Here is a 13,142-nt window from a genome sequence, read left to right on the forward strand (position 1 = left end):
AATGGCGGCGTTAGTGGCTGTAATGGTTATGGTGTCTGTCGGCACATTTGATTGGTCTTCCTTAAAAGGTCTCAAAAAAGCGCCGCTCACGGACTCGATTGTCATGGTTGTGACTGTGGTTACGGTTGTTGTGACGGATGACTTATCTAAAGGTGTATTTGTCGGTGTTCTTTTAAGTGCCGTGTTCTTTGTGGCAAAAATCTCGAAGCTGAAAATCGTTTCTCATGCAGAGGATCAAAAGCTTAGAACGTATCAAGTGAAGGGGCAAATCTTTTTTGCGTCAGTGACGGATCTTGCAAATGCGTTTATATATCAAGAGGATATTGAGCGGGTTGTGATTGACTTAACTGAAGCTCACGTATGGGACGATTCTGGTGCGGCCGCACTTGATAAGATTGTTGCGAAGTTTAAGGAACAAGGCATTGAAGCTGAGTTAAAAGGTTTGAATAAAGCGAGTAAATCTCTAATGAAACAGATGGCATAAAATAGAGAAGCCCAGATTAATGAGATCTGGGCTTTTTTATATAACATACACTTAAGCAGCATTGATATAATAGAGAGAAGAGAAATTTTAAATAGGGGACTTGCATATGATGCTTCAGAAGCTGAACCGTGTATTGGGGAGAGTGATGCCGCTGTTGACGCCGACTAGTGTGGTGCTGGGCGTGCTGCTGTCTCAGTTTTTACATGGGTATGAATGGGCTGTGCCTTGGATCTTTGCTTTTATTACGTTTGCAGGCAGTTTGAGCGCGAACTTTCAATCTTTGAGACATGCATTGTCTCACCCTCTCCCTATGATTCTTGCACTATTCGTTCTTCATATTTTTATGCCGCTTTTTGCTTGGGGCAGCGGCCATCTTATTTTTAAAGGTGATCCTTTGACGATTACCGGTTTAACATTGGCTGTTGTGATTCCTACGGGGATTACAAGCTTGATTTGGGCAGCGATGTACAAAGGGAATGTCGGTTTGACACTTTCGATTATTCTAGTTGATACTGTGCTGTCACCGCTAATCGTACCGCTGAGTCTTTCATTGCTGGCCGGCGCTCAGGTTCATATGGATGTGTGGGGAATGATGAAAGGTCTGATTATAATGGTCGTGATTCCTTCTTTTCTGGGCATGCTGTTTAATCAGATGTCATCTCCAGAAAGAACTGCGTCTGTGAGCAGTGCGCTGTCGCCTTTTTCAAAGCTTTGCTTGATGGCAGTGATTGCGATTAACAGTTCAGCGATTGCTCCTTATTTCAAATCCATTGATTTGAGATTTGCAGGAATAGCTGTAACGGTATTCTTTATCGCGTTAACAGGCTATGCCGCTGCTTGGCTGATCGGAAAAATGATGAAAAGGCGGCAAGAGGAAATAGTCTCTCTTATATTTACGGGAGGCATGAGGAATATTAGTGCCGGCGCAGTTCTTGCCGTTACGTTCTTCCCGTCTCAGGTTGCCGTTCCTGTTGTGATCGGCATGCTGTTTCAGCAGATATTGGCTGCTTTGTTTGGCTATATGCTGAATCGTTTTGAATTAAAACCAATGTTGCAGAAAGCATAAAAAAACCGCTCATAGGGTTGAGCGGTTTTTTCCGTATAGCCATTCGAGCGCGTTGATGAACTGTTTGCAGAAATACTTGCGATGGTGCACCGCTCCTTTTTCAATTGAAAGACACAACTGGTCTTCAGTGAAGCCTTTTTCTTTTAGACTTTGATGAACTTGCTTTGTTTTTTTCAGCATATGTCGCTGAATGGATTGTTTTTCACGGCCTTCTTCACTCCCGACAGACATGAAAACACGTGCAGTGCTGGGCTTTAAAGAAGATATATGAATGGTTTCCGCTGCATTCTCGTACCAGTATGAACCAGATATAGAGCCTATTTTCCCGAACATTGACGGATATTTTAATAAGGCGAACATTGAGATGAGGCCGCCTAATGAGGCACCAATCATTCCTCTTGACTGCGGTTCCCTGGTGACGTTCCAGTTTTCTTCGATTAGCGGAATGAACTGGTTCGTTATATCAGACAGATAGTGATATCCCATTCCGCCGAAGTCCGTGAATCGATCACTGAGTGATGCAGCCGGCCATGGGGTGTATTCATCAAGCCGGTTTTCGGGTTCGATACCAATTAGCAGGAGTTCAGGGAGCCTTTGCTGTTGAAACATGCTTTCTAAAAATTCAATTTCGTCGTGAAACAAAGAATTGCCATCCTGCACATAAACAGCAGGAAATCCCCCGCTGTCTGTGCTGTAGGAAGGAGGGAGGTACAGCGTGAACCTCCTGTTGCCGGCTTTGTGTTCTGAAAGAGATCCTTTCAAGCATTCTCCCCCTTTTTTTGCTTGAAAAGCAAATATAAGAAATAAGGAACTCCGAGGATCGCCAAAATGATGCCTGCGGGCACTTCTGCGGGCTGAAAAAATAGTTTTCCGGCAAAGTCTGCGCTTATCACAAGAAGCATCCCGATTAAACCGCTCAGTGGCAGGATATAGCGATGTTCGACGCCAGCCAGTCTCCGTGAGATATGGGGAGCAATTAAGCCGACAAACGCCATGCTTCCCGCTACGGAGACACAGGCGCTGATGATTGCTACACAGGCTACGAGCAGGATGGTTTTTTCTTTATTTGATGAAATGCCGAGGCTTCTGACTGTGTCTTCATCAAAACGAATGGTGTCGAGCAGGCGGGATTTGCCGATAAGAATCGGTATAAACAGCAGCATCCATGGGAGTACGGCTGTGATATACGTCCAGTTGGCAGACCAGATGCTTCCGTTTTTCCACACCATGGCCATTTGATAGTCTTGCGGGTCCATTTTTAAAGATAAAAACAAAGACAGGGCGCTGAATCCTGAATTGATCGCAATCCCTACCAGAATAATTCTTCCTGAATCTAAATTGCCTCTGTGCCATGCAAATATGTAAATCAGGATTGCCGCGATGAGCCCGCCTATCAATCCAAAGAGCGGCATTCCCATCGCTGCCGCTATGGATGTCACTTCCTTCTGGCCTTGGAATAAGAGCATAAACGCTACAATGCCGGCTCCTGCCCCTGCGTTGATTCCGAGAATTCCAGGATCAGCAAGCCCGTTTCTCGTGATGGCCTGGATAACAGCGCCTGCAATGCCAAGACCGAGTCCAATAATAGCAGCCATGACAACCCGCGGCAGTCTTAAATCGAACAGCAAAATTTCATACTGCGGATTCGGGTCGATTTGAAAAAGAGTGGAGAGCAGCTCAGCAGGACGAACAGAAAATGATCCGCTCGTTAAGCTGAAATAGCTGACAACAAGAATCAAAGCGATGAACAATGCATATTTTTTAGCCATTTTGCTCCCCTCCTTTTCGTTTAATTAAATAAAGGAAGAAAGGTACGCCGATAATGGATGTTACGACCTCAATCGGTGTTTCAAACGGATAGTTGATAAATCTGCTTGCGAGATCACACAGGGTTAAAAAGATTCCGCCCAAAATACAGGAGCACGGAATCAGCCTGCTGTAATCAGAGCCGACGAGAAATCTCGTGATATGCGGAACAACCAACCCGCCAAACGCAATTTTTCCGGCCAGCGCTACGGCACTGCCGGTTAGAATGATGACGGAAAGCATCGCCATGATTTTAATGGTTTTTTTCTTTTGCCCCAGGCTTTTAGAAATGTCGTCCCCTAATGATACAGCGGTTACCTTTTTGCTGAGAGAAATGGCCATTATGATGCCAATCAGGAAAAACGGAGCGGCAAGCTTCAGGAAATCTGGACTCATTTGATGAAGTCTGGCACTGTACCAGAAACTGAGATCCTGAGAAATTTGAAAATAAATCGACATGGCCGCTGATAAGCTGCTGAGCAGCATGCTTGTGACTGTGCCGATGATGGCGAGTTGCACGGGGGTAAATCCGTTTGGCATCATGGCGGCAAGGCCGAATACTAACACAGCTCCTAACGCTGAGCCGATAAAAGAGTATATCATCATTTCAATCGAAGATGATTGCGGGAGCAGAACCATGCAAAGCGTAATGATAAACGCTGAACCATCTGAAACACCCATAATGGATGGCGAAGCTAAATAATTGCGCGTAATGCCCTGCATAAGCGCTCCAGAAACAGCAAGGGCTGCCCCTATGAGCAGAGCGCCGGCAGCCCTTGGAATCCGGGAGTGCCATATAATTTGATGGTCTGTGTTTCCCGGATCGAAATGAATAAGAGATGTAAAAACAATATCTGTGCTAAGATGCTTTGCCCCATAAAGGATTGAAAGCAAAAGTGACAGCGCTATAGCGAATGGAGAAGTAATCAATATGATACGTGTCCACTGTTTTGAATACATACAAAAACCTACTCTGAATTAGTTTTGTGTCAATTTTTCAGCAGCCGCTTTCAGGAAACGGACTTTGCTCCAAGCTGTGCCGCCTTGTGCGAGAGGGTCCACTGAGTTGACATACACATGGTCTTCTTTGACTGCTTTAAGGCTTTTCCAGATTGGATTTTTCTCTAAATCTTTTAAGGCATCAGGTTTGTCTGCATTTTCATCATCAGAAAATTGGACGAAAATATGGTCCGGGTTCATTTCACTTAATTTTTCTAATGAAATCAGCTCTTGCGCTTTTGCAGCTTTTACTTCGTTCGGCGCCTTAAGGCCTAAATCACCGTATAGTGTGGAGTTGAAATACACCTGTTCAGGGTAAATGTAAATGTTGCCTTGTCTGATTCTGATGACAAGCGCTTTTGAATCTTTCGCTTTATCGTTGATTTTTGTTTTTGTTTCTTTTAGATCCTGTTCATAGTCTGCAATAATTTTCTTTGCTTTTTTCTCTTTTCCAGTCAGCTGGGCAAGCAGCATCATGTTTTCCTTCCAGTTTGAAGAGATATGAGAAACTGGGATCGTCGTGCCTGCTGTGCTGATTTTTTGAAGCGTTTTTTCCGGAAACTTTGTTGAAGCAAGGATAACATCCGGCTTCATTTCAAGAATCTTTTCAATATTTGGCTCCATTTTTTCTCCGGTTGGTTTGGCTTTATCAGTGATGTCTTTGAACATATCAGGGAATTTGCCGGAGAATGAAATTGCGCCTTGCGGATGAACGTCAAGCAATTTCGCGTCTTCCATTGATTCAACGCTTCCCGTAATGGCGATTTTGTCTGTCGGTACAGTTACTTCATATGTTTTATCAAGGTATTCAATTTTCTTCTTCTCAGATGCTGTGCCGCTTGCCTTGCTGGCAGTTGATTCATTTTTGCTGCCGCAAGCTGCCGCCGTCAGAGCGAGAAGCAAGATTAATAAGGTAAGAGATATCTTTTTCATCTATAGAGCCTCCTGTTCAATTGATAACTATTATCAATTGGAATTATAGAGAATGAACAGATATAACACCATGGACAAATTCCTGATTTATCATGGACAATCTCCGGATAATAAAGAAACAGTTTGCTGAACGATGCGTTCGTGCCCGCAAGCTGAGTATTCATTCCACGGGTCAAGGGATAGAAGATAAACACGGTTATTCCGTACCGCGCTTAGGTTTTGCCATGCTTCTGTCTGCTGTAATTGCTGGTAGTAAGCTATGGTCTCCGGCTCTTTAAAAAGAAAAAGCATCATACAGTCAGCTTGGTAATTTGCGATATTTTCTAACGAAATCGCTTGTTCTGAAGGTGTGTCAGCCGTTGTTGCCGAGCTGAAACCTAAATCCCCAAAGAAAACTTCGCGGACACTTCGGTTATGTGCCAAATAGAAGTTTTGCTTATGCAGCCTCAAAAAGAGAAAACGCAGCCCTTGAACGTGCTGAAGTGTTTTTTTGGCGGCTGTTGTCTGCTGGTCATAATCCGCTAGCCACTTTTCTGCTTCGGACTCCTCCTTTAAAAATGAGGCAGTTTGCAGAAAGTGGGTTCTCCAGCTTTCTTCTGAAGGAAGGTACATGACTTCTGCGATGCGATTCAGGCGATCTTGTTCTTCTGGAGAAATAGAATCCATGCTGACAATCACATCTGGTTCTGCCTGTGATAACGTGTACAGGTTTTCTTCCCACTTTTCATTAAACCGGTATGCACTGAGCTGGACAGGTATATCTGTCGAATAATGCTGATAGTAGTAAGACGTCCATTTCGGATGCAGAGCGGCCGCAAAAGGTATGTGGTGAAGAGGGATGAGATGGCCCATTGTGCCCCTTCCGTATGCGGCGATTTTCTTTCGGCGTTTTTTCATATAGCTTGTAGGTGAACAGCCTGTATGTTTTTTAAAGATTCTGCTGAAATAAAATTCATCTTGATAACCGGTTTGGTGTGCAATTTCTTTCAATTTGCAGTTTGATTTTGCCATGAGCCGTTTTGCCTTTGTGATTCGTGTTTTCGTAATAAATTCTGTTACGCTCTGTCCTGTCCATTTTTTAAAGCTTTCACTGTAGTGTTTGGCACTGATTCCTGCCATTTGCGACAGCTGGGCAAGCGTGATTTTTGTATCGGCATGGGTTTCGATATAGTGTTTTGTTTTTTCGATTGCTGAATGTGTATCCGTTTGATCAGATAAACTGGCAGTAAAGAGGTCATAAATCAGGCTTTGTACTTCAATCACACATTTTAGCTGAGAAAGCTGAGACGATTCATTCCATAGTGCGGCAAGTTCTTGAAGCCGGACTGCAAGATTCTCGATATGTGAAACATTCATAAGCTTCAGGTTGGCTAATTCCGATTCTATGCACGGTGTGAAAATATCTTGTCCGGTTTCCTTGATATAGCTTTGAAGCCTGATTAGACAGGCTTCTATATGTCCATCGGCTGCTGGCGTAAAGCCAAAGGTCTCGTTAGGCGGACAAACATAAAGTGTCTTTTTTTGCAGAGGATTGGTGTTTGTTCCGATCGAAATATAGCCGTTTCCTTTTAAATGAAAAATCAGCACGAATGAATCGGCTAATTGCTGTTCTGAGAAGAGATCACTTGTCTTTTTTAGATATTCAATTTGTACCGGTTGATAAATCACTGCATTTTGCACGAGTAGACCACCTTTTCAGAAACGTTCAATTGATAATCATTTTCAATAAAAATTGTACCAAATAAATGAAAGTTTTCCTATATAAAGCGTGTGGGTTTTTAGCATGAAAAAACCCTTACTCGTGTGTAAAAGTAAGGGTCTTTCGTTCGATAAGAATATGTTACACGTGTAACATACAATGCTCACGTTCTAATAAATGAGATATTTTTTTCTTGTTTTGTTGAATTGTTGGAGTGTTTTTTCATAGCTGTTTATGATGTCCTCAATCGAAGTTCCATTTTCAATTTTTGTCCTGATCCAGCCGTTGCCTGCCAGTTTATTAAATGAACCTGTTGACAGGAACTCAAAATCCTCAGGATAGAGATCGTGTATGGTTTTAATGACTGAAAGACCTGTTTTAACGGCTTCAAACTTATCTCTGTCTGTCACATAGAGCTGCACACCGTGGCAAAGTGTTCCTTGATGTTTAGAAAACGTGGGTGTGAAGGATGCTGCCCTAAATGTAACGCCCGGCAAATGGAGGCTGTTTAATGTTTCTTCAAGTTCTGTGCTTTTGATAAAGGGAGCTCCGATCAATTCGAATGGCTTTGTTGTCCCTCGCCCTTCGGATATATTTGTTCCTTCAATCAGCCCGGTTGCAGGATAAACAAATGTGCTTTCCACCGTCGGCATGTTAGGCGAAGGGAGGACGAAAGGCAATCGGGTATCGTCAAAATCCATTTTTCGTTTCCAGTGTTTCATTTTTACCACTGTAAGATCGGCATCAATATCAAATTCTTTGTTGAACAGTAAAGCCAATTCGCCTATCGTCATCCCATGCTTCAATGGAATGGGATACAATCCGACAAATGAGGCGTATTCAGGTTCTAAGATTGGCCCTTCAATATGATTCCCGCCTTGAGGATTCGGACGGTCCAGCACCATAAATGGAATGCCGTTTTCTTTAGCGGCTTCCATTGCGTATGCCATTGTATAAATGTACGTGTAGAAACGGGTCCCGACATCCTGAATGTCAAACATTAGAATATCGACATTTTTTAGCATTTCTGGAGTCGGTTTTTTCGTTTTTCCGTAGAGGCTGTATACGGGAACCCCGGTTTTTTCGTCAATGTAAGAGCCTACTTCGTCTCCAGCCTGGGCGTCACCGCGGACGCCGTGTTCAGGGCCGAATAAAGCTGTCAGTTTGATATCCGGGTTCTCGTAAAGAATATCGACACTGCTTTTCAGAGATGCGTTTACTCCGGTTGGATTGGTGATCAGTCCGATACGTTTTCCCTTGAGCTGTTTTTTATAGTCTGGCAAGAGCGTGTCTATACCAGTTTGGACTTTAGGCTTTTTAGCCGTTTGATTCTTTGGATCGGGTGAAGAAGAGGCAGCGGTTATCGTTCCGAACATCATGAGCCCTGTCAGAAAAGCGAATATTGTTTTTCTCATGTGTCCCTCCTTATTAAAGCGGTTTTCCCGTTTTGATATTTAATCCGTAGCCATATGGATAAAGGGTGTCCCCCGGGTTCGTGACTGATGGGATGTCAACTGGAAGTGTGCCTTTAGGTTTTGCCTGGCCGAATATCGCCATCACTCCGGCTGGAATATTAGGTTGAAGATAACGGCCATTTGCGTATCCTTTAAAGCCATAGACTGCAATCAGTGCCTTTGCTTCTTCGAAATTGGCGGCATCATAGGGGTTGCGCAGGCTCATTAAGACAAATGGTTTGTTGTGCTGCAGTGCGGCTTTCATGACAGCTCTCGGAAACACGGTGGCCCATTTGCTTGAATCTGATATTGTGTCGTCGATGACACCGTCGTTGACGACAGGGTCATTTTTGACGACATAGGAGCCGGTTATGATATAATCAGCCTTTTTTACTTGTTTTGCATGCTCGGCATTAAATACTTGATTGGCAAAATTCATTTTGCTGAGGGATACGGATTTGATTTTCTTTCGCTTGATGAGATCGTGAATGGTTTGTTCGATTGAAGCAGTTTGTTCTTCGTAAGGTGCCACAATTAAGATTCGGCTGCCTTTTTTGGGCTTGAACGGCAAAGTGTGCTGTTCATTTTTTAATACGGTCACTGCTTTTTCAGCTATTTTTTTCTCTGCTTTCAGGTGCTGCTTGCTTCCTACGATTTTTTTGGCTTTGGCTATTTTTTCTTTTGTACTGTCGCTGTTTCGCGCTGGATACATGCCGCGTTTTATTTTCAGGGAAATGATTCTTTCAACTGATTTGTTGATTTGTTGTTCAGGAATATCCCCGTTTTTCACGGCTTCTTTCAAAGCTTGAATAACACGTGCGAATTTCTGTTCTTCTTTCATTGAAGTGACTGAGGCTGGCATTAATGCAATATCGACACCAGCTTTTACGGCCATGACCACAGCCTCTTCCTGACCGAAATGATCTGCGATTGCCTTCATATTGAGCGCATCGGTAACGATGACCCCATTAAAGCCCATTTCCTGACGAAGAAGACCTGTCATCACTTTTTGCGAAAGTGTAGCTGGAACCAGAATGTCCGATCCATCGAGTTTGCTTTTGTATGTGGTGTCGTCGAAGGCAGGGAATTGAACATGGGCTGTCATCACCATATCAGCACCAGCATCAATTGCTTTTTGAAAAGGATAAAGCTCGACCTCACGAAGCCGTTCTTGGCCATGGGAAACGAGCGGCAGTCCATAATGGCTGTCAACGTCCGTGTCTCCATGGCCCGGGAAATGTTTGAGGGCAGACGCGATATCCTGCCGCTGCAACCCTTTCATCGTGTATAAACCGAGGCATGATGTCAGTTCTCGATTGGAGCTGAATGACCGTACGCCGATTACAGGATTATCGGGATTATTGTTAATGTCCACGACAGGGCTGAAATCTGTATTGATGCCTAAGGCAGAGAGCTCTTTCCCGATGATGCTGCCGGTCTGATACGCATTGATTCTGCTTCTGGCTGCGCCCAGCGCCATATTCCCTGGGAAATTAGTGCCCTCCCCTAACCTCGTTACAATGCCGCCTTCCTGATCAATACTCAGCATGAGCGGGATTTTTGGACTTGCCTTTTGGTAATCGTCTGTCAGTTGGACAGTTTGTTTTGTTGTTTTTACATTTTCTGCAAAAAGGATGATGCCTCCGAATTGATATTTCTTGACGAGGCTGGCGACTTCATCATTCATTTCTGTAAGGGCTTGCGGAGAGGACTCGCCTTCCTTTTGCCAGTTTCTAAAATCAGGCATCAGCATCTGGCCGAGTTTTTCGTCTAACGACATACGATTGACAATCTGATTGGCATCGATTGCACGTTTGGATGCAGAGGCTTCTGTCTGTCTGGCCCCGAAAAAGCATGAAATAAAGAGAACGGCTGAAAGGATAAGCGGAAAGACAGGTCTCATAGAAACTTCCTCCTATCGTCTAATCATTCATTCCATCGCTTCATAAATCGCGGTTATGACACTTCCATAACTGCCTGTTGCAAATTGATCACCTTCAAAGACGTTTGGATTTTCTTCCGGATCAATAACTGGTGTATGCTTTTTATTTGTTAACAATGCGATGCCTAAATTGTATGCTGGATCAATAATTGTAACTGTCCCTGTCCAGCCGGTATGCCCGTAAGCATTTTCACTGGCATGAGGGCCAAACATCCATTCCATGCTTTTACTTCCGTTCCGCCTCCAGCCAAGAGCGAATGTCGGATCTGTTGCTGAAGGTGCTGTAAACAGGTCGGCTGTTTTCTGATCAAATAAAGAAATATTTCGGTATGAACCTTTGTTTAACATGACTTGCAGCAGTATGGCCATATCATCTGCATTTGAGAACAATCCGGCATGCCCAGACACGCCATCCATTGAGTAAAACGCTTTTTCGTCATGCACTTCTCCTTGCAGCGAGTTTGTGCGGATGTTAGGGAATTGAATAACGCCGTCACGTGTATTGCCCATGCGTTCAGTAGCTGCGAACTGTTTCGGTTTAAAGCCCTTTTGCAGCGGATTGTACAAGGTATGCTTCAGCCTGAGCGGTTTGTAGAGCTCTTGCTCCGTGTAGACATCAAGCGGTTTGCCGGTGAGTTTTTCGACAATACATCCGAGTAGCATATATCCAATGTCACTGTATACGTGCTTTGTCCCAGTTTGATAATCGAGCGGAATTTTCGTCAAATATTCAATCGTTTTGTCCCGTTCCTGGGAATAGTACTTGCCGGCTTTTTCCGGCGTGTAAAAGTAAAAGCTTGATGGGAGTCCTGATTGGTGCTGGAGGACATCGATGACACGTATCTTGTCTTTTCCTTTTATGAGGTCACCCGGCTGATCCTTGAAACCCGGCAAATATGCAGAAACTTTTTCATAGACGTCAAGTTTTCCTTGGCTGACTAAGCGCTGCAATGCAAAATTTGTTGCGTACATTTTTGTATTTGAGGCTAAGTCAAACATCGTGCGGGTTTTCATTTTGGCCGGACGGCGCAGCAGTTCTGATCCTTCGTACTTTTTACTGTAGCCGTATGCTGCTTTTTTTATGATGCGTCCATCCTTCACCACCACAAGAACGGCGCCTGGAAATCCTGCTGCAATATCCCGTTCTATCATCTGATCTACCTTCCTTAGCTTCTTCGTCGAGAATTGTGCAGTTTCTGCATTTATGGTTTTCGGCTCAACCAAGTTGTCTGCTGTTTGTGCGAAGGTTTCATTTGGCGCGAATATCGATAGGGTTAAAATGGCACTGAATATGAACAGTGTCTTTGTTTTCACAGGCTAGCCCCTTTCTGTGCTTCTATCCCGTTTACTATCCCTAATACAGAAACAATTTAATCGAACTGTGAAGCCATTTCATCTTTATATCCGAATGCATAGGTTAATAAAAAGCCGGCCGCGTAGGAAATAAAGAGCCCAATGATATACAAAATGATTTGCGAAGGCAGGACTAGAAAGGAAAGCGGCAGTCCGGAGACACCAATCGCAATGGTGGCTACTTGAAAATAAGCTTGAAAGGCGCCGCCGATTCCAGCTCCTAAACATGCTGTTAAAAACGGACGGCCAAGCGGCAGCGTCACTCCGAAAATAAGCGGTTCACCAATGCCGAGCAGTCCCGATGGAAGCCCGCCGGCGATTGCTTTCCTCAGTGTTGTTTTTTTCGTCTTCACGAAGACGGCAAAGGCCGCGCCTACCTGTCCTGCACCTCCCATAGCCAAAATAGGGAGCAGAGGGTCATTGCCAATTGAATTGATTAGTTCCATGTGCACAGGCGTCAAGCCTTGATGCAGTCCGGTTACGACGAGAGGAAGGAAGGTTGCGCCCAGAATAAAGCCCGCAGCGATGCCGCCGATGTCCAGGATGGACAGTAGGCCGGATGTAATGGCATCAGAAATGAATCCGCCTAAAGGCATAAATACGACATACGTTACGATTCCGGTGATTAACAGTGAAACGGTGGGTGTGACAATGATATCGAGTGATTGAGGAATAAAACGGCGAATAAATTGTTCGGTGTAAGCAATGAATATGGCTGCGAAAAGGACGCCGATCAGACCTCCCCTGCCCGGGAGAAGCTCTTCTCCAAATAAACTGATTTTTGCGATCTCCGGATTGATAATCAAGATCCCGGCCAAAGCCCCAAGTGCGGGTGTCCCGCCAAATTCTTTCGAAGCGTTAATACCAACGAGAATGCCGAGATAAGTGAACAGCCCTGATCCGATGACTGTCAGGATAACCGCAATTTGTGAGTCTGCAGAGAGCCAGCCTGCTTGAATAATTGCTTTGGTAATCCCAGTAATTAAACCGGAAGCGACTAGAGCGGGAATAAGAGGGATAAAAATGCTGGCAATTTTACGTAAGAAAAGTTTAAAAGGAGTGGCGTTTTTTCGATTGATATCGGCTTTCTTTTTGGCCGCTGCTTCTTTGACATCGGCACTTTCTTCTGCTGCTGACACGAGCTTTGAGAAAGCAGCTGTAACATGATTGACGACTCCTGTGCCGAGGATAATTTGTAAGGTTTCAGCTTCAACGACCCCCAATACGCCGTCAAGCTTTCTTAAAGCCTGAGCATCCGCTTTGCTTTCATCGTAAGGCGTAATGCGCAGGCGTGTCATGCAATGCGTATATGAAGAAATATTGGATTTTCCTCCGCATAGCTCAAGGATTTTCTGTGCGAGATGATGGTAGTTATTTTCTTTGCTCATTAAAACCCCTCCCCTTCA

At 44.3% G+C, this 13,142-nt stretch carries 11 protein-coding genes (1 of these 11 only partly in view); 2 read left to right on the forward strand and 9 right to left on the reverse strand.

Annotated elements, in window-relative coordinates; all coding sequences use genetic code 11:
* Positions 1-484, forward strand: partial view of a SulP family inorganic anion transporter gene (locus MHH79_RS01020; protein WP_100506613.1) — the end only. The gene continues 953 nt to the left of window position 1, outside the view; the window shows 484 of its 1,437 coding nt (coding positions 954-1,437); its start codon lies off the left edge, out of view; its stop codon occupies positions 482-484.
* A 145-nt stretch (positions 485-629) separates the two neighbouring features.
* On the forward strand, positions 630-1,550 hold the full coding sequence (locus MHH79_RS01025; protein WP_080030707.1) for a bile acid:sodium symporter family protein: 921 nt from the start codon (positions 630-632) through the stop codon (positions 1,548-1,550).
* A gap of 9 nt (positions 1,551-1,559) precedes the next feature.
* On the opposite strand, the gene MHH79_RS01030 is transcribed toward MHH79_RS01025, so the two are convergent.
* The 9 genes from MHH79_RS01030 to MHH79_RS01070 all read right to left on the reverse strand — a co-directional run bounded on the left by MHH79_RS01030 (position 1,560) and on the right by MHH79_RS01070 (position 13,124).
* Positions 1,560-2,312, reverse strand: coding sequence for an alpha/beta hydrolase (locus MHH79_RS01030; RefSeq protein WP_100506614.1), 753 nt, complete (start codon positions 2,310-2,312; stop codon positions 1,560-1,562).
* The gene (feuC, locus tag MHH79_RS01035; RefSeq protein WP_003234980.1) at positions 2,309-3,319 is read right to left on the reverse strand and encodes an iron ABC transporter permease FeuC; all 1,011 of its coding nucleotides are present in this window, start codon (positions 3,317-3,319) and stop codon (positions 2,309-2,311) included. The genes MHH79_RS01030 and feuC overlap by 4 nt, the downstream gene beginning before the upstream one ends.
* Positions 3,312-4,316, reverse strand: coding sequence for an iron ABC transporter permease (locus MHH79_RS01040; RefSeq protein WP_340034908.1), 1,005 nt, complete (start codon positions 4,314-4,316; stop codon positions 3,312-3,314). The genes feuC and MHH79_RS01040 overlap by 8 nt, the downstream gene beginning before the upstream one ends.
* A gap of 18 nt (positions 4,317-4,334) precedes the next feature.
* The gene (feuA, locus tag MHH79_RS01045) at positions 4,335-5,288 is read right to left on the reverse strand and encodes an iron ABC transporter substrate-binding protein FeuA (RefSeq protein ID WP_014478641.1); all 954 of its coding nucleotides are present in this window, start codon (positions 5,286-5,288) and stop codon (positions 4,335-4,337) included.
* Between the two features lie 90 nt (positions 5,289-5,378).
* Positions 5,379-6,968 carry a bacillibactin transport transcriptional regulator Btr gene (gene btr / locus MHH79_RS01050; protein WP_340034909.1) on the reverse strand — a complete coding sequence of 530 codons (1,590 nt, stop codon included), beginning with the start codon at positions 6,966-6,968 and terminating at the stop codon, positions 5,379-5,381.
* 189 nt (positions 6,969-7,157) lie between these two features.
* Positions 7,158-8,402, reverse strand: coding sequence for an exo-beta-N-acetylmuramidase NamZ domain-containing protein (locus tag MHH79_RS01055; RefSeq protein WP_340034910.1), 1,245 nt, complete (start codon positions 8,400-8,402; stop codon positions 7,158-7,160).
* A 13-nt stretch (positions 8,403-8,415) separates the two neighbouring features.
* A complete protein-coding gene (nagZ, locus tag MHH79_RS01060; protein WP_340034911.1) occupies positions 8,416-10,344 on the reverse strand; it encodes a beta-N-acetylhexosaminidase in 1,929 nt (642 codons plus the stop codon).
* A gap of 27 nt (positions 10,345-10,371) precedes the next feature.
* Positions 10,372-11,697 carry an N-acetylmuramoyl-L-alanine amidase gene (amiE, locus tag MHH79_RS01065; RefSeq protein ID WP_015482714.1) on the reverse strand — a complete coding sequence of 442 codons (1,326 nt, stop codon included), beginning with the start codon at positions 11,695-11,697 and terminating at the stop codon, positions 10,372-10,374.
* A gap of 56 nt (positions 11,698-11,753) precedes the next feature.
* Positions 11,754-13,124 carry a PTS transporter subunit EIIC gene (locus MHH79_RS01070; protein WP_015482715.1) on the reverse strand — a complete coding sequence of 457 codons (1,371 nt, stop codon included), beginning with the start codon at positions 13,122-13,124 and terminating at the stop codon, positions 11,754-11,756.
* Positions 13,125-13,142 lie beyond the last annotated feature (18 nt).

Origin of the sequence: Bacillus sp. FSL K6-0993, from assembly GCF_037977205.1 — a bacterium.
Taxonomy (GTDB): Bacteria; Bacillota; Bacilli; order Bacillales; family Bacillaceae; genus Bacillus; species Bacillus subtilis.